Annotated in this window: 17 protein-coding genes and 1 pseudogene; 7 read left to right on the top strand and 11 right to left on the bottom strand. The window is 64.0% G+C overall.

Annotated features, from left to right (window positions below; genetic code table 11):
* Positions 1-7: 7 nt before the first annotated feature.
* Together parC and BLV18_RS01705 are read left to right on the top strand one after the other, a co-directional pair.
* The gene (gene parC, locus BLV18_RS01700) at positions 8-2,263 is read left to right on the top strand and encodes a DNA topoisomerase IV subunit A (RefSeq protein ID WP_090355814.1); all 2,256 of its coding nucleotides are present in this window, start codon (positions 8-10) and stop codon (positions 2,261-2,263) included.
* Positions 2,264-2,433: 170 nt separating this feature from the next.
* Positions 2,434-3,135 (top strand): PqiC family protein, encoded by a 702-nt coding sequence (locus BLV18_RS01705; protein ID WP_177327978.1) that lies wholly within the window; start codon positions 2,434-2,436, stop codon positions 3,133-3,135.
* A 51-nt stretch (positions 3,136-3,186) separates the two neighbouring features.
* Here BLV18_RS01705 and BLV18_RS01710 read toward each other — a convergent pair whose 3' ends face one another.
* The 3 genes from BLV18_RS01710 to BLV18_RS01720 all read right to left on the bottom strand — a co-directional run bounded on the left by BLV18_RS01710 (position 3,187) and on the right by BLV18_RS01720 (position 5,425).
* Entirely contained in the window at positions 3,187-3,492 is a 306-nt protein-coding gene (locus tag BLV18_RS01710; RefSeq protein WP_090355816.1) for a Txe/YoeB family addiction module toxin, read from the bottom strand.
* A complete protein-coding gene (locus BLV18_RS01715) occupies positions 3,458-3,742 on the bottom strand; it encodes a type II toxin-antitoxin system Phd/YefM family antitoxin (RefSeq protein WP_090355819.1) in 285 nt (94 codons plus the stop codon). The genes BLV18_RS01710 and BLV18_RS01715 overlap by 35 nt, the downstream gene beginning before the upstream one ends.
* A 183-nt stretch (positions 3,743-3,925) precedes the next feature.
* The gene (locus BLV18_RS01720; RefSeq protein WP_090355822.1) at positions 3,926-5,425 is read right to left on the bottom strand and encodes an AhpA/YtjB family protein; all 1,500 of its coding nucleotides are present in this window, start codon (positions 5,423-5,425) and stop codon (positions 3,926-3,928) included.
* A gap of 255 nt (positions 5,426-5,680) precedes the next feature.
* Here BLV18_RS01720 and serB point away from each other — a divergent pair.
* A pseudogene (gene serB, locus BLV18_RS01725) lies at positions 5,681-6,568 on the top strand (phosphoserine phosphatase SerB); the annotation flags it as partial.
* A gap of 12 nt (positions 6,569-6,580) precedes the next feature.
* On the opposite strand, the gene BLV18_RS01730 reads toward serB, so the two are convergent.
* The 4 genes from BLV18_RS01730 to BLV18_RS01745 form a co-directional block, all read right to left on the bottom strand.
* Complete coding sequence (locus BLV18_RS01730; protein ID WP_090355824.1) at positions 6,581-8,362, bottom strand: cyclic-di-GMP receptor FimW-related protein; 1,782 nt, start codon at positions 8,360-8,362, stop codon at positions 6,581-6,583.
* Positions 8,363-8,526: 164 nt separating this feature from the next.
* A complete protein-coding gene (gene asd, locus BLV18_RS01735; RefSeq protein WP_090355827.1) occupies positions 8,527-9,426 on the bottom strand; it encodes an archaetidylserine decarboxylase in 900 nt (299 codons plus the stop codon).
* Positions 9,427-9,435: 9 nt separating this feature from the next.
* Positions 9,436-10,251 (bottom strand): rhodanese-like domain-containing protein, encoded by an 816-nt coding sequence (locus BLV18_RS01740; RefSeq protein WP_090355830.1) that lies wholly within the window; start codon positions 10,249-10,251, stop codon positions 9,436-9,438.
* A 43-nt stretch (positions 10,252-10,294) separates the two neighbouring features.
* On the bottom strand, positions 10,295-11,815 hold the full coding sequence (locus BLV18_RS01745) for an HDOD domain-containing protein (RefSeq protein ID WP_244156796.1): 1,521 nt from the start codon (positions 11,813-11,815) through the stop codon (positions 10,295-10,297).
* Between the two features lie 169 nt (positions 11,816-11,984).
* On the opposite strand from BLV18_RS01745, the gene motA reads away from it, so the two are divergent.
* Together motA and motB are read left to right on the top strand one after the other, a co-directional pair.
* A complete protein-coding gene (motA, locus tag BLV18_RS01750) occupies positions 11,985-12,836 on the top strand; it encodes a flagellar motor stator protein MotA (RefSeq protein WP_049862054.1) in 852 nt (283 codons plus the stop codon).
* Between the two features lie 3 nt (positions 12,837-12,839).
* Entirely contained in the window at positions 12,840-13,865 is a 1,026-nt protein-coding gene (gene motB, locus BLV18_RS01755; protein WP_090355835.1) for a flagellar motor protein MotB, read from the top strand.
* A gap of 12 nt (positions 13,866-13,877) precedes the next feature.
* Here motB and BLV18_RS01760 read toward each other — a convergent pair whose 3' ends face one another.
* Positions 13,878-14,345 carry a TIR domain-containing protein gene (locus BLV18_RS01760; RefSeq protein ID WP_167375905.1) on the bottom strand — a complete coding sequence of 156 codons (468 nt, stop codon included), beginning with the start codon at positions 14,343-14,345 and terminating at the stop codon, positions 13,878-13,880.
* 184 nt (positions 14,346-14,529) lie between these two features.
* Complete coding sequence (locus BLV18_RS01765; RefSeq protein WP_090361944.1) at positions 14,530-15,705, bottom strand: aspartate aminotransferase family protein; 1,176 nt, start codon at positions 15,703-15,705, stop codon at positions 14,530-14,532.
* Between the two features lie 99 nt (positions 15,706-15,804).
* Here BLV18_RS01765 and BLV18_RS01770 point away from each other — a divergent pair, with 99 nt between their 5' ends.
* Entirely contained in the window at positions 15,805-16,725 is a 921-nt protein-coding gene (locus BLV18_RS01770) for a LysR family transcriptional regulator (protein WP_049862051.1), read from the top strand.
* Here the strand turns inward: BLV18_RS01770 and rsgA are convergent.
* Entirely contained in the window at positions 16,719-17,750 is a 1,032-nt protein-coding gene (rsgA, locus tag BLV18_RS01775; RefSeq protein WP_090355841.1) for a small ribosomal subunit biogenesis GTPase RsgA, read from the bottom strand. The two genes, BLV18_RS01770 and rsgA, sit on opposite strands and share 7 nt — an antisense overlap.
* A gap of 97 nt (positions 17,751-17,847) precedes the next feature.
* Here rsgA and orn point away from each other — a divergent pair, with 97 nt between their 5' ends.
* Positions 17,848-18,390 (top strand): oligoribonuclease, encoded by a 543-nt coding sequence (orn, locus tag BLV18_RS01780; protein ID WP_090355847.1) that lies wholly within the window; start codon positions 17,848-17,850, stop codon positions 18,388-18,390.
* Positions 18,391-18,571: 181 nt separating this feature from the next.
* Here orn and BLV18_RS01785 read toward each other — a convergent pair whose 3' ends face one another.
* A complete protein-coding gene (locus BLV18_RS01785) occupies positions 18,572-19,882 on the bottom strand; it encodes an aminotransferase class I/II-fold pyridoxal phosphate-dependent enzyme (protein ID WP_090355849.1) in 1,311 nt (436 codons plus the stop codon).
* Positions 19,883-19,891 lie beyond the last annotated feature (9 nt).

Raw genomic sequence — 19,891 nt, forward strand, 5'->3', positions numbered from 1 at the left:
GGCTTGCATGAGCGACTCCCTCGATCTCAGTCTCGACGGCGTAGAACGCCGGTCCCTGGCTGACTTCACCGAACAGGCCTACCTCAACTACTCCATGTACGTGATCATGGACCGCGCCTTGCCGCACATCGGCGATGGCCTCAAGCCGGTCCAGCGACGCATCGTCTATGCCATGAGCGAGTTGGGGCTCGACGCCGACGCCAAGCACAAGAAATCCGCGCGCACCGTGGGTGACGTGCTCGGCAAATTCCATCCCCATGGCGACTCGGCCTGCTACGAGGCCATGGTGTTGATGGCGCAGCCGTTCAGCTATCGCTACACCCTGGTCGATGGCCAGGGCAACTGGGGGGCGCCGGACGATCCCAAGTCCTTCGCTGCCATGCGCTACACCGAAGCGCGCCTGTCGCGCTATTCCGAAGTGCTGCTCACCGAACTGGGCCAGGGCACTGCCGACTGGGTACCGAACTTCGACGGCACCCTGGACGAGCCTGCGGTGCTGCCGGCGCGCTTGCCCAACATCCTGCTCAACGGCACCACCGGCATTGCCGTGGGCATGGCCACCGACGTGCCACCGCATAACCTGCGCGAAGTGGCCAGCGCCTGCGTCCGTCTGCTCGACGAGCCCAAGGCCACGGTCGAGCAGTTGTGCGAGCACATACAAGGCCCGGACTACCCGACCGAAGCGGAAATCATCACCCCGCGCGCCGAGCTGCTGAAGATCTACCAGACCGGTCGCGGTTCGGTGCGCATGCGCGCGGTGTATCGTCTGGAAGACGGCGACGTGGTCGTCACCGCTCTGCCGCATCAGGTGTCCGGTGCCAAGGTGCTGGAGCAGATCGCCGCGCAGATGCAGGCCAAGAAGCTGCCGATGGTGGCCGACCTGCGTGACGAATCCGACCACGAGCATCCGTGCCGCATCGTCATCATTCCGCGCTCCAATCGGGTCGAAGTCGACGAACTGATGCAGCATCTGTTCGCCACCACGGATCTGGAGTCGACCTACCGGGTCAACGTCAACATCATCGGCCTCGACGGCCGCCCGCAGCTGAAGAACCTGCGCGCGTTGCTGGTCGAGTGGCTGGAGTTCCGCGTCAACACCGTGCGCCGCCGCCTGCAGTTCCGTCTGGACAAGGTAGAGCGCCGCCTGCACCTGTTGGACGGCTTGCTGATTGCCTTCCTCAACCTGGACGAAGTGATCCACATCATCCGCACCGAGGACCATCCCAAGGCGCGCCTGATCGAGCGTTTCGCGCTGACCGAGATCCAGGCCGACTATATTCTCGACACGCGCCTGCGCCAGCTAGCGCGCCTGGAAGAAATGAAGATCCGTGGCGAGCAGGAAGAATTGGCCAAGGAGCGCGCCAAGCTGCAGGCCCTCTTGGGCAGCGAGGCCAAGCTGAAGAAACTGGTGCGTGCCGAGCTGATCAAGGATGCCGAAACCTATGGCGACGATCGCCGCTCGCCGATCGTGGCGCGCAGCGAGGCCCGTGCGTTGTCGGAAAACGAGCTGATGCCCACCGAGCCGGTGACGGTAGTGCTGTCCGAGAAGGGCTGGGTGCGCTGTGGCAAAGGCCACGACATCGATGCCACCGGGCTGTCCTACAAGGCCGGTGACGGCTACAAGACCGCAGCGACCGGGCGCTCGAATCAGTTCGCGGTGTTCATCGACTCGACCGGGCGCAGCTACTCGGTGGCTGCCCATACGCTGCCCTCGGCCCGTGGCCAGGGCGAGCCGCTGACAGGCCGCCTGACGCCGCCACCGGGTGCGACGTTCGAATGCGTGATGCTGCCCGACGACGACGCGCTGTATGTCATCGCATCGGACGCCGGCTACGGTTTCGTGGTCAAGGGCGAAGACCTGCAAGCCAAGAACAAGGCCGGCAAGGCGCTGCTCAGCCTGCCCAAGGGCGCCAAGGTGATCAACCCCCGCGCCGTGCCGGACCGTGAGCAGAACTGGCTGGCCGCCGTGACCACCGAAGGACGCCTGCTGGTGTTCAAGATCAGCGACCTGCCGCAGTTGGGCAAGGGCAAGGGCAACAAGATCATCGGCATTCCCGGTGATCGAGTGGCCAGCCGTGAAGAATTCGTCACCGACCTGGCGGTCGTTGCCGAAGGCTCGACCCTGGTTCTGCAGGCGGGCAAACGCACGCTGTCGCTCAAGCCCGACGACCTGGAGCACTACCGTGGCGAGCGTGGCCGCCGCGGCAACAAGCTGCCTCGCGGTTTCCAGCGCGTCGACGCTCTGGTCGTGGAAAACCCCTGACTGCCAACCGCGTGCGGACGGTGGCATGCCTGTCGTTCGACGCAAGCACTGGAGTCAGGGCGCGGATTCACGGATGATAGGCCCTTTCGCGGCGCCGCCAAGCGGCAGCGCCCAGACGACTCGGTCAAGTATTGCTGCGGTTGCCGTGTGGCAGCCGCCTGGATGAAATGATGAAACTGTTGCGTCTTCCCGTGATTTTATTGCTCGGCGGCGTGCTGGGACTGGCCGGATGCAGCACGCATCAACCCGTGGCTTTGTACCAGCTCGACAGCGGCAACCCCGGCCTGCCCAAGGAAAGCCGCGGCATGGCCGTGCTGCTGGGGCCGGTGTCGGTGGCCGACTACCTGCAGCGCGAAACGCTGCTGCAACGCCAGGCCGACGGCAGCCTGAGAGCGTCCACCGACGGCCGCTGGGCCGGCAGCCTTTCCGCCGACATCGACCAACTGCTGCTGCGCCAGATGGCCTGGCGCCTGGACAGCCAGCGCGTGGTGCTGGCACCCACGCCCGCCAACTTCACGCCCGATGCTCAGGTACTGCTGTCGATCACCCGGCTCGATTCAGGCAGCCGCCAGCCTGCGATTCTCGACGCCCAGTGGCGCGTCCTGGACCGTCGCGGACAGGTACGCGACAACCGCATCGTCCACCTCGAAGAAAAGCACGACGGCGGCACCGCCGCTCAAGTCCAGGCGCAGGGGGTGCTGTTGCAGCGTCTGGCTGCGCAGTTGACCGCGGCGCTCAAACCGCTGGCCAACCAACCGGCACTGGTCGAAGAGCGCAAGCCAGCGCCGGCGCAGGTGCGCCGGGAAGAAGAAAAACCGCAGATTCCGCTGGCGACCCCCATCCGTACCGACCTGGAAGTGTTCCGCTTCTAGAGCGACACCCAACAAAAAGCCCGCACTGGATGCGGGCTTTTTGTTGGGTGTTCAGCCGTAGTGGTAGCGGCAGGCAATTACCGTAAGCACATCATTGTCGTAGAAGTAGACCAGGCGGTGCTCCTTGTCGATGCGCCGCGACCAGTATCCGGTGAGGTCGCCTTTCAGTGGTTCGGGGCGACCTATTCCCTTGAAGGGATCACGCAGGATATGGGAAATGAGGTTATCGACAGCTTCATGTTTACCGGGGTCATTCTCGGACCAGTGCTGATAGTCAGCCCAACCATTGGCAGTGAATGAAACGGCGACACTGGTGCGAGCTTTAGTCTTGTTCTGCTGCTTCTTGCTCTGCGACATTCAAGGAGATCTCCTTGGTGAAGGCTCCCCCGGCCTTATGCTGAGCAATGGATTCGCGCAGGCGCTTGGCGTTCTCCGCTGAACCAAGCAGGTACAGGGTTTCCTCCATGGCGTTGTAATCTTCCAGCGACAGGATGACTACGTGTTCACCACGCTGGCGGGTGATGACGGCCGGCTCGTGATCACGGCACACATCATCCATTGTCTGCTTCAAACCGGCACGGGCCTGGCTAAAGGTAAGTACATTCATGGATATCGATTCCTTCCCGGGAATATCCCAAGGGAGAACGCCAAGGCAGTGCATAGCATACCCCTGGCAAGATCAGCCGCATCTGCGGCGAAACGGAACGAGGCTGCGGCACAGCCGGCAGCCTCGTTCGGTCGAGCTGAAAATGTACAATGCCTTGTACAATGACGTCAAGTCGGCTGCCAGTCAGCAAATGCGCGCCAACTGCCGTTCCAGCAGCGACGGGTAGGGCTCCAGCAGGCGCTCGACGCAGCAGGCGCCTTCGGGGCTGGCGATCGAACGGATGCGCGCGCGCTGGCGGATCAGCGGGTCTTCGCCGATCTCGCGTACCACCAGCAACAGGTTGCGGCTGTGCTGCGAGAGCGCCAGTGCATCCTGCGCCGATTCGGTCAGCAGCAGGTCGATGGAGTTCAGGCCATGGACCTCGTCGCTGAGCACCAGACCCAACTGCAGTTGCAGGGTGATACCGCTGTCGGCGACCTCGATCTGCAAGGCATGACCCAGGGCGCGCAACAGTTCGCCACAGCAGATCGCATTGGTCAGGTAGTCATCGCCGCTGGTTTCGCTGTGGAACAGCATCAGGGTACTGCCGTCCTGGAGCATGTGCACTTCACTCTCGTAGAGCGAGGCGGCCTGCTGCAGGCAGTCGTGGTAGCGCTCCAGCAGCTCGGCCAGGCGTGCCTTGGGTAGGCGCCGCAGTTGTTCCTGAGCACCCAGTTGCACGGCCAGCACCGCGCTGTCGGTATGCACCTTGGCCACGGCAGTGACGGGTGGCTTGATCACCGCCACCGGAGCTTCGCGCAGGTCCGCGAACGGATCGTCACCGAAGTCTTCCTCGTCCTCGTCGGCCTGGATCTGACGCATGACCGGTTTCGCAGGCTTTGCGGCCACCGGCGGGAACGGGCCGGGCTTGCTGGCGGTGCGCACGGGCAAGGCTGGCTGCGGCTCATCGTCTTCGTCGATGTCGTCGGGTTCGACTTCAGGCTCACGGGGCTCTGGAGCCAACTGCGCGTGCAGCTGGCGCGCCAGGTCGCCGATCTCGTCGGTGCGCTGGGTCGCCGGCGTGTACTCGTCAGGGTTGCGCAGCCAGACCCGCAGCTGCAGCAGTGGCGTCGAGATGTAGCGCCCCAGGCGCAGGCTCAGCGCCAACGCAAGCACCAGCAGGATCCCGGCCAGCACGCCCATGCTCTGCAGGCTGATGGTCAGCGGCTGCTGGAACTGGTTCATGTCCAGGCTGATGCGCAACTGTCCGGCCAGGGCGTCCTGGAAGTTGATCTTGGTCTCGTACAGCCCCTGGCTCTGCCCGAGCAGGCCGCTTCTGGGGCGCTGACCGGCTTCGGCAAGGATGCGGTTGTCCGGGCTGAAGATCGCCGCGTGCGCCACCAGTGGGTTTTTCACCAGGTTGTTGAGCAGCACGTTGAGGCTGAGGATGTCGTTGGACACCAGCAGCTCGGTGGCGGACGTGGCCGTCTGCGTGGTCAGGCTCTGGCCCACCGCATCGGCTTGCTCGTGCATGGCCTGCTTGAACTGCAGACCCATCACGCAGGCGTAGATCACCAGGGCGATGGCAACCAGCACGATGTTGGTGAACGCGATGCGCAAAGCCAGCGGCACTCGACGGTGGCGCACGGCTCGGAAGATCAGCAGGAAGAAGTTGTCGGTTTTGACTGGCGTAGGCCGGTTCACTGAGCGCGGCTCTTTGTCCGTGAAGTTGGCGCGCAGTATAACGACCGCCCCCCGAGCGGCAAAGCGCTGCCTGTGCCCGATGGTCACTGAAAGTGGTTAGAATGCGTTTTTTTTCATGAAACGGGGTGCCTCTTGCGCGAAATCGTCCTGATCAACATCACCGCTCAGGAGCAGTCGGGCATCGTCGATGCACTGGGCGACGTCCTGACCGCCGAGACCACCTTCAGCACCGCCCTGAACGCTGAGCCGGCAGACCACGTGGTCAGCGTGATGGGGCGCCAGGTCGGCTACCCGGCGCTGCGGCAGGTGATCACGCTGCTGGCCGAGCATGGCTTGTCGCTTTCGAGCCTGGAGCGCCTGTCAGCGGCCACGGGTGGCAATGCCTGTTTCGAGTTGTGCCTGCAGGGCCCGTTGGAGCAGCCACTGCCATTGCGTGCCCAGGTGCTCGAACTCAGCGCCGCACTGGGTCTCGACATCGTCTACCAGCCCGAATCGGCACAGCGTCGGCATCCGCGCCTGGCCGTGTTCGACATGGATTCGACACTGATCGAAGCCGAGGTGATCGACGAACTGGCCAAGGCGGCCGGCATCGGCGAACGTGTCGCGGCGATCACCGAACAGGCCATGCGCGGCGAGATCGATTTTCGCGCCAGCTTCAAGGCCCGCCTGGCGTTGCTCGACGGCCTCGATGTTGCAGTGCTCGATGACATCGGTGCGCAACTGCGCCTGAGCGAAGGCGCCGAGCGCCTGTTCGCCGAACTCAATCGCATGGGGGTGAAAACCGCCATTCTGTCCGGCGGCTTCACCTATTTCGCCAACCAGTTGCAGAAGCGTCTGAGCATCACTCATGTCTTCGCCAACGAACTGCAGGTGGTCGAGGGTAAATGCACCGGAGTTGCGGTCGAGCCCATCGTCGACGCCCAACGCAAAGCCGACCTGCTGCAGCAGTTGGCCCGTGAGCACGGTATCGACTTGAGCGAAACCATCGCAGTGGGTGACGGGGCCAACGACCTGGCCATGCTGGCCATTGCAGGGCTGGGCGTGGCGTTCCGCGCCAAGCCGCTGGTCCGGCAGTCGGCGCGTCAGGCCATCAGTGTGCTGGGGCTGGATGCGGTGCTGTACCTGCTCGGTCGCCGCGACTGAGCACTGGTTCGTTTACAGATCTTTCCACAGCGAAGCGAAGTCTTCTTCGGGCGCTCCATCCTCGGCACCGGTCGACACCGGTTTGGCAACCTCCAGCAGGTGGTATTCGAACTGGTTGAAACTGCCGGTGCCGGCCATCCGCGTGCCCAGGCCCGCAGGCTGCTCTTCACCCTGGTTGTTGATGATGACCTTGTTGCCCTCCTGAAAAGGCATGCGCGGGGCGAGCAGGGAAGCGGGAATGTCGATGGCGCGAATCTCCGGCAGCAGCAGGCCGCGCAGGAACTGGCTGTTCTGCTCGCTGACGCGCACCAGTTGCAGGCCGCACGGCTGGGCGTGCGGTGCCACCAACTCGATGCCCATCTGCGTGCCGCCACTGCGCACCTGCCGAATCCAGCGCACCACGGCCACGCTCCAGCCCTGGGCCTGAGTGTCCTGAATGCCGACCATCTCACCGGCCTGCAGTTGCGGCGGAACCTCCTTGGGCCACGCCAGGCAGTAGCCACCGGGGCTGTGATTGACGATCTGCAGGGCATAGGTCGGGAAGTGCTGATCGTGATTGGAGGCACTGCCAGCGCTGCTGCCGTCGCCGCGCGGCAGGTCGTACTGGATCTCCTCGTAGTCGCCGTGGCGATCGCCCTCGGTCGGCCTGCTCCACGATTGCGTGGCAGCGCCCGGTACGAACTGTGCGCTCTGCGAAGGGCCAGGGCGCTTGAGGATCTCGCTGAAGGACCGCTCGCCGCCAATGTAGTAATGCAACGCGCTCATGCCGATGCACAGGCTCAGGTTGCCCTGGCCGGGCGTTCGAGTAAAAGTGCGTTCCGCCACATCGCCCCAGGCGGCGGCCACGTGCTGGAGCAGATCGATACTGAAGTTGCTGGGGATCAGGTGCGACTGCGCGCGCTGCTCGACCGGCAAGTCCAGGTAGGCCTTGATGGCCTGAACCAGGTCGCTCGGGTCGAGCCCGATCAGGTGCGGCAGTTGGTCGTCGCCATACAGGGTCTTGTAGCGGGGCCCGCTGTCTTCACCGGGCGCTATGGCGAACAGGCTCGAAGCCAGGCTGGCCGGCTGCACACGGACCAGGGGGCTCCACGCATCCAGCACTTCGGCCAGACGCAGGATCGCCTGTTGACGCATCTGGTTGCAGCGAGAGCTGCCCAGCAGCAACGAGGCCGCGTAACTTTGCTGAACGGTCGAGCTACGGCCTGGAGGAATCAGCGGATCGTTGATGGAAAGGTTCTGCAACTGATGCGCCAGGGCTGCCTGATACAACTGGTGCAACTCCAGCCACACCCCATCGGGCACCGGACAGTACAGCAGACTGGCGCGCAACACGGGCCCGTTCAGGCAGTGCAGGGCACGCTGTGCAGCGGTGGCCAGAAGGGTGGCCCGCTCCTTGGTAACACGATCCTTGGTAGCGGTTGCGGAAATACGCAGCACGATCTGCTTGTAGCCGATCGCCAGATGGTTCTGCAGGGCCTGGCACAGGTTGGCGACCTTGCGCGAGCGCTCGTCGAGCACGATGGACTGGTTGAGGAAGTGTCGTTCCAGATGCTTGCAGACGAAATACACCTCGGGCCTGAGCAGCTCGAGCAGTTGCAGGCGATTGTCGCTGGGCGTGAGCAACTGGTTGAGCTCGCCCAGGCCCTGGTACAGCAACCGGGCGGTTTCCCCCAGATTGGCCTTGGGTAGCGTGGCAATCCAGCGTTTGAGGTCGCGCGGGGTCGCTTCGCAGAAGGTCAGGCTCAACTGCGATGGCGTCGGAGCGCGCAACAACAGATGGGGGCGTGGCGACATCGGTCGTTTCCTGGTTCGACTCAGGTCATCGTGCGACAGCGTGAACGATGACGAAAGACAGGCCATTCATTTGGCCGTATGCGAAGACTCTAACAGCATTGGATAACGGTCGCAGCCTCGATGTCGCCAAGGCTGCGCCGTGCCAGCCGCAAGCGGCTCAGATATCAGACAACAGTTGCAGGCGTCGCTGGGGCCACGTCCTGCGCAACGGCCGGGCGCCCCAGGCCTTGCCCCATGTTCACGGGTGACAGGTTGGCCAGGTGGTGAGCCCACTCGACCTGTTCCGGGCCGAACAGCATGACCACGGTCGAACCCAGTTTGAAACGGCCCATCTCGGCGCCTTTTTCCAGATGGATCGGCGCCCGTGCCGCTTCGTCGTAGCGAAAGGTCTTGAGTTCGCGCTTGGGCGGCGTTACCAGACCGGCCCAGACGGTTTCGATCGAGGCGACGATCATCGCGCCCACCAGCACCATGGCCATCGGCCCGCGCTCGGTGTCGAAGATGCACACCACGCGCTCGTTGCGCGCGAACAGCTCGGGGACGTTCTCGGCGGTGGTCTGGTTGACCGAGAAGATACGCCCTGGCACGTAGATCATTTCGCGCAGGGTGCCGGCCAGCGGCATGTGCACTCGATGGTAGTCACGTGGCGACAGGTAGATGGTGGCGAACTTGCCCCCCATGAAGGGCGCTGCGTTGGCAGGATCGCCGCCCAGCAGTTCGAGCACGCTGAAGCTGTGGCCCTTGGCCTGGAAGATGCGACCGTGTTCGATGGTACCCAGCTGACTGACGGCTCCGTCGGCTGGGGAGAGGATCGCACCGGGCGTTGGGTCCAGTGGACGTGCGTCGGGTTTCAGGGCGCGGGTGAAGAACGCGTTGAAATTCTCGTAGGCGCTCAGGTCCTCGACCTCGGCCAGGGACATGTCGACATCGTAGCGCTTGGCGAACCAGCGGGTGAACGCATCCTTGAACCATCGCGAACGACATTCGGCCACACAGCCGGCCAGGCGCGAGAGCAGGTGATGGGGCAGCAGGTACTGACTGATGATGAACAAGCGATCTTTCATTGAGTGTCCTTAAACTTCGATAGGGGTGTCGGGGTGGTTGCCCCATTCGCCCCAGGAACCGGCATAGCCCTTGACGCGTGGATAGCCAAGCGCCTTGGCCACCAGATAGGTGAAACCAGAGCGGTGATGTGTCTGGCAGTGCGTGATGATTTCCTTGTCGGCGGTGATACCCAGGCCATCGAGCAGCGGTGCGACGTCGCTGCGAATGCGCAACTGACGCGCCGGATCCATGGCCGCGGTCCACTCCAGGTTGATTGCACCGGGAATGTGCCCTGCCTTGGCTGCCAGCACCTTTTCACCGGTGTATTCCAGCGGGCCGCGGGCATCCCAGATGGCCAGGTCGGCGGCGCCCAGACGGCTCTGCAGATACTCGCGGGTGGCGATGGGCTCGTCGTGCAGGGTGAGCGGTACCGGACCGCCTGCGCTGGCCGGTGTGTCCTGGCTCAGCGGCAGGCCGGCGGCCTCCCAGGCCAGGATGCCGCCGTCGAGGTAGTGATAGCGTTCATGGCCGATGACGTCGAGCAGCCAGATGAAGCGCCCGGCCCAGCCGCCGCCTTCGTCGTCGTAGACCACATAGGTCGCCTCGGGCGTATGCCCCAGCTCACCGAACAGCTTTTCCAGAGACGACAATCCAGGCAGCAGCCCCGGCGCCGGCGGCTGGCCCAGCTGGGTACGCTTGGGATCGACGAAATGCGCCCCGCGAATGTGCCCGGACGCGTAGCGTGCAGCGCTGGTCAAGTCGACCACGATCAGGTTGGCGGCATCGAGCCGGGCGTTCAGCTCATCGGGCTCGATCACCAGGGGCAGGCCGGAAAAGTCAGGCATTCGGGTCTCCAGACGAAACGGAACGGCGATTGTAGCGCAAGCCTCAGCGGCTGCGGTTGGTAAAGGTGTCCAGGGCGCGCTCGATGCACTGCGCGCTCTTGCCGAAGCCCTGCACGCTGATCTCGGAGAACGGACGCCCGCCCTGGTCGGCCACCAGCAGCGTATGCACTCGCCCATCGACACCCAGCGAGCGCAGCAGCAGGTGTTCACCGCGGAACAGCGCGCGCAGGGTCGCCGGCAACAGGGCCTGCAACTGCGCGCTGTTGGCGGTGCCCATGCGCAGCTGCGTCGGTTGCGCGAGCAGCCGCTGCAGCAGGCCGTTGTGCTCGATGCCCAGGCTCAGCGCCGCGACTTCCTTGGGCAGTCCGGCGCTCTGGTGCACGCGCAGGCTGCCGTGATTGCGGTCGACCATCAGCAGCAGCACGCGCTGCATGCCGCACGCCAGCAGGGCATCGCGCGCGCAAGTGGTCAGGTGCAAAGCATTGTTGAACGGCGTCGGCGTGGTCAGCAGTTGCGTGCACAGTTGCCGCCAGTGCGCCAGCGCCTCTTCGCTCGGTGCCGGGGCTGGATCGGTGTCGGGCGCCGGTCCCTTGTATGGTGGCGGCCACAGCAGGTTGCGTGCCGGATGCCACAGGTCGGCGGCGCAGTGCACTCGGGCACTGTGCACCGCGTGTTGATGGACCTGCTGTTGAACCTGTTCCAGCGGCACTTGCAGGTACAGGCAGCTCAGGTACTGCCAGCGCTGAAGGTGCGGCGTGAACCAGCCCTGTTGCGCGGCCAGGGCGAGGCCGTTGGCCATCAGAATGGTGTTGGCGGGCTGGTTCAACCAGCGCCGCAACGCCGGCTCGTCGTCCAACTGCTGTTGCTGGCGCAAACGATGCTGATTGTCGCGGGCAATGTGCAGCGCCTGCACCAGCGCCCGACGCTCCTCCAGCAGCAGCCGATAGCCATGCAGCACCCAGGCGGGAAGGCGCCATTTCTGCGCCAGTGCCTGACACAGCACCAGCAACGGCACACCGAACAGCTCCTGCTCGACCTTGACCGCCGCTTCACCTTCACCGGTGACGCGCCGCTGCCATTCATCGAGCAGCTCGGGGTAGGTCGCCGCCAACGGCCACAGCGGTGAAAGAAACAGCAGGCTGCCCCAATGAATTTCCTGCCACAGCCGCGCCAGCCTTGCGGCGAACAGACCATTGGCCTGCTGGCTGGCGTGCTGGCTGATCATCTGCAGCTGGCGCAAGGTCAGGGGCATCTGTTGCGGCTCCTGGGCGGGCAGGCGCATCAACAACTCTTCGGCCCGCGACAGGCCCAGCCGGTTCAGCGCCACTTCGAGGCTTTCCGCCGGCTCCGCCAGGCTGTTGCTGGCATGCCGGTTGGCTTCGCGCATCACGCTGAGCACCAGTGCGGGGCTGTGCTGCATCAGGTCGGCGATGTCGCGCAGCGAGCGGCGCCGATCCTTGATCGCGGCGCGAACCTTGTCGTGGTACAGCTTGGGAATCGGCAGGCGCACGCCGTCGAGCAGTGCGAGCCAGGTGTCTAGGGTTTGGGGCTTGGCGTTGGACACTATGCTTATCCTGATGCATGCCTGAATGCAGGCCGACTACACGAACGGACCAAACTGGCTTTTGAAAACCGCTGCCTATAGTCTGGCGCAGTTCTGCCGATAAGGAGAACAACAGATTCCACACCACCTTTTTCGTCCCTGAACCCGACTTCTGAAGTGTTTTTTATCCATGGCTAAAATCATTGGCATCATTGTCGTGTTCGCGAGCGTGCTGGGCGGATACGTTCTTTCACATGGTCAACTGGCCGCCCTGGTCCAACCCTTCGAGGTGATGATCATCGGCGGTGCGGCCTTGGGCGCGTTTCTGCAGGCCAACCCCGGCAGCACCACCATGATCGTGCTGAAGAAGTCGTTGAAGATGTTCAAGTCGCGCTTCAGCCATGCCTACTATCTGGAAGTGCTGAGCCTGCTGTTCGAGATTCTCAACAAGAGTCGTCGCGAGGGCATGATGTCTATCGAGGCCGACATCGAAGACGTCGCCGCCAGTCCGATCTTCGCCAAGTACCCCACCATCCTCAAGGACGAGCAGATGATCGCGTTCATCTGCGATTACCTGCGCATCATGTCGTCGGGCAACATGGCGCCGCACGAACTCGAAGGCCTGTTCGACATGGAACTGCTGAGCATGAAGGAAGAGCTCGAGCATCCGTCCCACGCCGTGACCGGTATCGCCGATGCGCTGCCAGGTTTCGGTATCGTTGCGGCGGTATTGGGCATCGTGGTGACCATGGCGTCGCTGGGTGACGGCGACAAGGCGGCGATCGGTGGTCACGTCGGCGCTGCACTGGTCGGTACCTTCCTGGGGATCCTGGCGGCCTACGGTTTCTTCGGCCCGCTGGCGACCTGCCTGGGCCACGACGCCAAGGAAGAGCTGAACGTCTACGAAGCCATCAAAGCGTCGCTGGTGGCTTCGGCGTCGGGCATGCCGCCGTCGCTGGCCGTGGAGTTCGGGCGCAAGGTGCTGTACCCGGCACACCGCCCAAGCTTCGCCGAACTCGAACAAGCCGTACGCGGTCGCTGAGTCATGGAAAACAACCAGCCCATCATCGTCAAGCGGGTCAAGCGCTTTGGCGGCGGCCACCACGGTGGCGCCTGGAAGATCGCCTTCGCCGACTTCGCGACGGCGATGATGGCGTTTTTCCTGGTGCTCTGGCTGTTGTCCAACGCCACACCCGAGCAGAAGATCGCCATTGCCGGTTACTTCAAGGACCCGATCGGCTTCTCCGAAAGCGGCACGCCCTATGTCATCGACCTAGGCGGCTCTCCGCAGCTCTCGCCCGAGAAAACCCTGAATCCGGACGTCGACGTCTCGCCGCCCAAGCCGGAAACCTCGAATCAGGTGGAAGCCGAACAGGCCCAGCAAATAGCCGAACAGGTTGAAAAGGAACGCCTGGAACTGCTGTTGCAGGAGCTGCAGAACAAGGTCGACGAAAATCCCCAACTGCAGAAATTCAAGGACCAGATCCTTTTTGAAATCACGCAGGACGGCTTGCGTATCCAGATCACCGATGCCGAGAACCGGCCGATGTTCGACCTGGGCAGTGCGCGGCTCAAGCCTTATTTCGAGGACATCCTGCTGGCCATGGCCGACACCATCAAGGCGGTGCCGAACAAGATCAGCATCAGCGGCCATACCGACGCCAAGCCCTACGCCGGCAGTGCGTCGGGCGGCTTCGGCAACTGGGAGCTGTCGTCCAACCGCGCCAATGCCGCGCGTCGAGCCCTGGTGGCGGGCAGCTATCCGGAGGATCAGATCGCTCGCGTGGTCGGCTATGGTTCATCGTCGTTGTTCGACCGCAAGGATCCGCTGAACTCCATCAATCGCCGCATCGACATCGTGGTGCTGACCAAAAAGGCCCAGCGCGACATCGAAGGTGATCAGCCGGCATTGGAAGCGCCCAATCCCGGTACGGCCCCCGGTGCTGCGCCACCAGGCGCTTCGATCGGCGACCCCAGCGCACCGGTGCAGCCGCGCGAACTGCGGCAGCGCCTGAACCTGTTCGAAGACGGCTCGGCCAAGCTGGTCGAGCCGGGCAAGCCTGCGCCCTGAGACGATAAGCCGTTAGAAACCCCGGCCGATGCGTTCGCGCAGGCCCCTGTGGATATCTCGCGCTTGCACCGGCAGTGGCGTCTCGCGTTGGCCTGCCGGCAGGCGCATGGCCGCCTCGCGGTGATAGGCCTCGATGAGGAAGTCCAACTGCTGCGGGCGGGTCAGGGTCGGCCAATGCGCCAGGTATTCGGGCAGTGCCTGATCGCCCAGCCGATACAGGCACAGGCGCCGGTCCCACGAGGTGGCCTTGCCAATGCAGAACGGTATCCACCAGCGCCGCGCGCTGCAGTGCGAGATCATCAGGATCACGTGGGTGCAGTCGCGGATATGCGCAGTGAGCGTTTCGGTGACGTGCAGCGTGGTCAACGAATCGAAGTCCATCACGTCCATGCCCACCTCGATCCCGGCCCTGCGCAAGTATTTCCTGACCCGCAAGGCCTGGGGCAGATCGACATGCTGATAGCCAATGAACACGCTCATCGCCCAGGTCCGCCGGCAATGAATCGAGCAAGTCGCAGGCAAGCAACGGGCAGGTGGGACATGGAAAGCCTTCATCGTGGGTGCTGAAGGCTGAAAGATTGTTCAATGCCGTTTAAGCGGCAAGGGATGTCATCGAAAAGAGACAAGCCCTACTGCTGCCGGTAATTATCCTTACAGACGAAGCCTATAGCTTCTGCACCAGCGCACGCACGGTGCCGACGATGCGCTCCACTTCGGCATGGTTCAGGGTCAGGGGTGGCAGCAGCCGAATGGTAGTGCCCCGGGTCACGTTGATCAGCAGGCCATGCTCTTCTGCGGCTCGCTGCATCAGTTCGCGGCAGGGCCGGTCCAGCTCCACACCGATCATCAGGCCCAGGCCCCGAACGGCTTTGACGCCAGGCATGTTTCCCACTTCGCTACGCAGCCGTTCGAGCAGCGCATGCCCCTGGCGCGCGGCGTTATCCAGCAGTTGCTCGCGCTCGATGATGTCGAGCACCGTGCAACCGACCCGGCACGCCAGGGGGTTGCCGCCAAAGGTGCTGCCGTGGCCACCGGGCTGGAACAGGCGGCCCACGGCCTCGGTGGCCAGACACGCACCGATCGGAATGCCATTGGCCAAGGCCTTGGCCAGAGTGACCACATCGGGCTGGATGTCGGCATGCTGGTAGGCAAACCACTGACCAGTGCGGCCAATGCCGGTCTGGATCTCATCGAGCATCAACAACCAGCCGTGGCTGTCGCAATGCTCGCGCAGGGCCCGCATGTAGGATGTCGAGGCGACGTGCACACCGCTTTCGCCCTGGATCGGCTCGAGCAGCACCGCCACGATGCGCTGGCCGAACGCCTGGGTGACAGTGGCCAGCGCATCCAGGTCGCCGAAGGAAATCCTGATGCAGTCTCCAGGCAGTTGGCCCAGGCCGGCGCTCAGGTGCGCACCGTCACTGGCCGCCAGGGTGGCCAGGGTGCGGCCGTGAAAGGCGTTGTCCATGACCACCACCAAGGGCTTGGCGATACCGCGGCTGTGGCCGTGCAGCCGGGCCAGCTTCAACGCGGTCTCGTTCGCTTCCGCGCCGGAATTGTTGAAGAACGCCAGGGCAAGCCCGGACTTCTCGGCCAGCTTCGCGCCCAGCCGCTGTTGCCAGTCGATGGCGTACAGGTTGGAGGTGTGCAGCAACAGCCCGGCCTGCTCGACGATGGCGGCCACCACCTCCGGGTGGCTATGCCCCACGTTGGTCACTGCTACCCCGGCCAGGGCATCCAGGTATTCACGGCCCGCGTTATCCCACAGACGAGTGCCGCGACCATGGCTGAACGTCAGCGGCAGCGGTTGATAGGTAGGCATCAGGTGGCTTGCGCTCATCATGGAAGTCTCGGCGGTGAAATGAATGTGCAGTATTGCTTTCAACCTCAGGTGGATAAATGGCGTTAAGCTGAATGCACCTTTCACCGGGAGTTGATAATGGACCTGTTCCAGGCGATGCAGGTGTACGTAAAAGTGGTGGAGCTAGGCACCATGACTGCAGCGGCCAAGGCGTGCGATCTGTCCACGACCATGGTCAGCAACCACTTGCAGGCACTGGAGCAGCGTCTGGGCGTGAGCCTGTTGCTGCGCACCACGCGCCGCCAGCAGGTGACCGACGCCGGGCAGGCCTACTATCAGCGTTGTCTTGAGGTGCTGGGGCTGGTCGCCGATTCGGAGCGCTGGGCCGAACGCGCCCAAGGCACCGCGCAGGGACTGTTACGCATCACCGCGCCGCCGACCTTCGGCGCTGAGTGCCTGACACCCGCACTGGCGGGATTTCTCCAACGTTATCCACAGATCAGCGTCAGTCTCAGCCTCAGTGACCAGGTACACGACATGCTCGACGGGCAGTTCGACGCCGCACTACGGCTGGGCAATCTCGAACCCTCGACCTTGATCGCCCGTCCGCTGGACGACTATCGATTGAGTATCTGTGCGTCCCCGGACTACTTGCGTCGCCATGGCACGCCTTGCGATCCCGAGGAATTGGCTGCGCATGAGTGCCTGCAATTCATGTACAACCCGGGCGATGAGTGGCGCGGGACGCAGAAACGTTGGTCCATGCAGGGGCCGGATGGATCGATTGGCGTCGAGGTGCAAGGGCGACTGGTCACCAACAGCAGCGCGGGACTGCGTCAGGCCGCTCTGGCGGGCATGGGCCTGGTCATGCTCCCTGATGTGCTGGTGCGCCGCGACCTGGAAGAGGGCAAGCTGGTCCAGGTGCTGGCTCGATACGCACTGCCCGGCAGACCCATGCACCTGCTTTATCCACAGGCGCGCTACCGTTCCCCCAAGCTGCGCGCCTTCGTGGACTACATCGTCCAGGCGCTGGGGCCTCAGGACAGGACCGGTCAGTAGGTGTCCTGGGTCAGGCTGGCGATGATCGAGCGGTAGCTGTTCATGCGCTGTTGCTGCACACGGCCGTCTTCCAGCGCCCCGAGCAGAGCGCAACCCGGTTCGCGGTCGTGCTTGCAGTCGCGGAAACGGCAGGTGCCCAGCAGGTCGGCGAACTCGATGAAGCCGGCCTCGACATCCGCCCGGCTGACGTGGCCCAGGCCGAATTCACGGATGCCGGGTGAGTCGATCAGTTCGCCGCCGCCCGGGAAGTGGAACAAGCGTGCGGTGGTGGTGGTGTGCGTGCCCTGGCCGGACCATTCCGACAGCGCACCCACCCGCGCCTGCACTTCGGGCAGCAGGCTGTTGACCAACGACGACTTGCCCACCCCCGACTGACCGACGAACACGCTGATATGGCCGTCCAAACGTGCCTGCAACTGCTGCATGCCATCGCCTTGATGCGCCGATACTTCCAGCAATGGATAACCCAACTGTCGATAGACCGCCAGCAGCGCGTTGAGCGCGGGCGCGTTCTGCTCGTCGATCAGGTCGGCCTTGTTCAGCAGCAGCAGGGGATGGATGCTGGCGTGTTCGGCGGCCACCAGGTAGCGGTCGATCAGGTTGGCATGGGGTTCGGGCATGGGCGCGAACACGATGACAATCAGGTCAACGTTGGCCGCGACCGGCTTGAGCTGCCCGCGGCTGTCGGGACGGCACAGTTCGGTGCTGCGCGGCAGCTGCGCGACGATGACCCCGATGCCTTGGTTGCCGGCGCGCCAGACCACCTTGTCGCCGGTGACCAGCGAGGGCAGGTTGGCCCGCAGGTAGCAACGGCAGACCTGACCGGCGTGCTCGCCTTCCAGTGCCTCGACTTCCACCTGAACACCGAAGTGGGCGATGACCAGCCCCGTCTGCTCGGGACCCAGGTCGCCGCCTTCGAGGGTCTCCAGGGCCTGGGACTCGCGCTTGGCGGCGCGTGCGGCGCGCTCGCCCTGGATTTTTTCGATGCGCCAGTTCTGGCGGCGGTTCAGTTGGCGTTTGGCCATGTGTGTTCCGTGTAAATGAGTTCAAGCGTGAACGAAGGCGGGATACTAGCACGCCCGGCTACGCTAGACTGCGCAGCTACACCCAGGAGCCCCCCCAATGCAGAACCCACAGAACCTGATCTGGATCGACCTGGAAATGACCGGTCTGGACCCGGACCACGACGTCATCATCGAAATGGCCACCATCGTCACCGACAGCGACCTCAATACCCTGGCCGAAGGCCCGGTCATCGCCATCCACCAGAGCGACGAGATCCTGGCCGGCATGGACGAGTGGAACACCCGCCAGCACGGCGGCTCGGGCCTGACCCAGCGCGTTCGCGAAAGCACCGTCAGCATGGCCCAGGCCGAAGCACAGACCATCGCCTTTCTGGAGCAGTGGGTGCCCAAGGGCAAGTCGCCGATCTGCGGCAACAGCATCTGCCAGGATCGCCGCTTCCTCTACCGCCACATGCGTGAGCTGGAAAACTACTTCCACTACCGCAACCTGGACGTCTCGACCCTCAAGGAGCTGGCCGCGCGCTGGGCGCCCGAGGTCAAGGACAGCTTCAAGAAGGGCAGCACCCACCTGGCCCTGGACGATATCCGCGAATCGATCGCCGAGCTGCAGCACTACCGCAAGCACTTCATCAAGTTCTGACGCCCGTAGAACCCTGCAGCGGAAACGAAGCGGGCGGCGATCCCTCTGCCCGCGAAGAGGCCGGTGTGGGAGCGGGTTCTCAGTCCATGACGAGCCCTTTGTGGGAGCGGGTTCCCAGCCTATGACAAGCCCTTTGTGGGAGCGGGCTCTGCCCGCGAAGAGGCCCTCGAGCCAACCTCCCTCAATACACCCGACGCCGCGCTGCCTGCAATGCACTGGCGATATCGGCAGCCAGTCGCGCGATATCGGCCTCGGCCAGATTACCGACACTGACGCGCACCGCCGGCCCACTCTGCAATCGAAACGGACTGCCTGCCTGGACTGCCCAGCCTGCGGAGGCCAGGGCCTGCACCGTCGATGTTTCGTCAATGGCCGGTAGCCACAGGTGCAGGCCTTCGCCTGAGCTGGACAGGCTCACACCCATGAGTTCGAGTGCCTCGACCAGCGATTGTCGACGGCTTCGATAGGCCGCACCCACTTCCGTCAAGCGGCCCGCTTGCAACATCCTGTTCCACAGATGGGCGGTCAGTCGCTGCAGCAGCAGGCTGACCCAGCGCGGCCCGACCCGCTGCTGGCGTTGCATCTCGCCATGCAAGGACGCGCTGGCGCCCGCAATCGAGACGCGCAGGTCGGGCCCTATGAATTTGCTGGTCGACAGCACATAGAGCCAATGCTGCGGCAGCGGTTGCAGGTCGATGGCCGGGGCCTGGCTCAACGGTCCCCAATGATCGTCGATCACCAGCAGGGTGTGCGGTGCGTCCTGCAGGACCGCTGACCATTGCTGCCAGCGCGGGGTATCGAACGAGCAGCCGGTCGGGTTCTGTGCACGGGGCGTCAATACCACGGCCGCCGCACCACGCAGCACCTCCGGCGCCGGGGCCAGCGCGCCATGCTCGTCCATGCTCAATCCCCCTGGCTTGAGCTGTAGTCCGGTCAGCAGGTCGCGCAACGGCGGCCAGCATGGGTCTTCGATCAGCACCGTGGCGCCCGGGCGGCAGCGTGCACGAAGCGCTCTCTCCACTGCATCCAGCGCGCCGCAATACACACCTACGTGCTCGCTGGGCAGTTGCTGGCTGTCGAGCCATTCGCGGGCCAGGCTCGACAACTGCGGGTCATCGCCGAACGGGTCGAAACCACTCTGGGTGACGTTGCGCAGCAGCCATTCGGGATCGGGCGCTGGCAGCAGCGTGGCATCGAGGTTGCCGCTGGCCATGTCGTACAGCCCTTCAGGAAGCACGAAGCCGTACTCGACAATTTCCGAAGCCGGCGCGCTGACCCGAGTCCCGCGACGCCCGTCGGTCACCACGGTGCCGCTGTCACGCAACCTTCTGTACGCCGCCGCAACGGTATTGGGGCTGATCTTGAGCTGCGCGGCCAAGTCGCGCACCGAAGGCAGTGAAGCGTTTTGAAGCAAATCACCCTGGCGTATCTGCCGCTCGATGGCCTCCGCGATCTCGACGGCAGTGGACGCATTCGTCAATAATGTATTCATACATTCATA

This window comes from Pseudomonas coleopterorum, assembly GCF_900105555.1.
Classification (GTDB): domain Bacteria; phylum Pseudomonadota; class Gammaproteobacteria; order Pseudomonadales; family Pseudomonadaceae; genus Aquipseudomonas; species Aquipseudomonas coleopterorum.

Excerpts from the sequence above, each read along its gene's own strand:
- parC (WP_090355814.1), top strand. The coding sequence starts at position 8 with ATGAGCGACTCCCTCGATCTCAGTCTCGACGGCGTAGAACGCCGGTCC.
- BLV18_RS01705 (WP_177327978.1), top strand. The coding sequence starts at position 2,434 with ATGAAACTGTTGCGTCTTCCCGTGATTTTATTGCTCGGCGGCGTGCTG.
- BLV18_RS01710 (WP_090355816.1), bottom strand. The coding sequence starts at position 3,492 with ATGTCGCAGAGCAAGAAGCAGCAGAACAAGACTAAAGCTCGCACCAGT.
- BLV18_RS01715 (WP_090355819.1), bottom strand. The coding sequence starts at position 3,742 with ATGAATGTACTTACCTTTAGCCAGGCCCGTGCCGGTTTGAAGCAGACA.
- BLV18_RS01730 (WP_090355824.1), bottom strand. The coding sequence starts at position 8,362 with ATGTCGCCACGCCCCCATCTGTTGTTGCGCGCTCCGACGCCATCGCAG.
- asd (WP_090355827.1), bottom strand. The coding sequence starts at position 9,426 with ATGAAAGATCGCTTGTTCATCATCAGTCAGTACCTGCTGCCCCATCAC.
- BLV18_RS01740 (WP_090355830.1), bottom strand. The coding sequence starts at position 10,251 with ATGCCTGACTTTTCCGGCCTGCCCCTGGTGATCGAGCCCGATGAGCTG.
- motA (WP_049862054.1), top strand. The coding sequence starts at position 11,985 with ATGGCTAAAATCATTGGCATCATTGTCGTGTTCGCGAGCGTGCTGGGC.
- motB (WP_090355835.1), top strand. The coding sequence starts at position 12,840 with ATGGAAAACAACCAGCCCATCATCGTCAAGCGGGTCAAGCGCTTTGGC.
- BLV18_RS01760 (WP_167375905.1), bottom strand. The coding sequence starts at position 14,345 with ATGAGCGTGTTCATTGGCTATCAGCATGTCGATCTGCCCCAGGCCTTG.
- BLV18_RS01765 (WP_090361944.1), bottom strand. The coding sequence starts at position 15,705 with ATGAGCGCAAGCCACCTGATGCCTACCTATCAACCGCTGCCGCTGACG.
- BLV18_RS01770 (WP_049862051.1), top strand. The coding sequence starts at position 15,805 with ATGGACCTGTTCCAGGCGATGCAGGTGTACGTAAAAGTGGTGGAGCTA.
- rsgA (WP_090355841.1), bottom strand. The coding sequence starts at position 17,750 with ATGGCCAAACGCCAACTGAACCGCCGCCAGAACTGGCGCATCGAAAAA.
- orn (WP_090355847.1), top strand. The coding sequence starts at position 17,848 with ATGCAGAACCCACAGAACCTGATCTGGATCGACCTGGAAATGACCGGT.
- BLV18_RS01785 (WP_090355849.1), bottom strand. The coding sequence starts at position 19,882 with ATGAATACATTATTGACGAATGCGTCCACTGCCGTCGAGATCGCGGAG.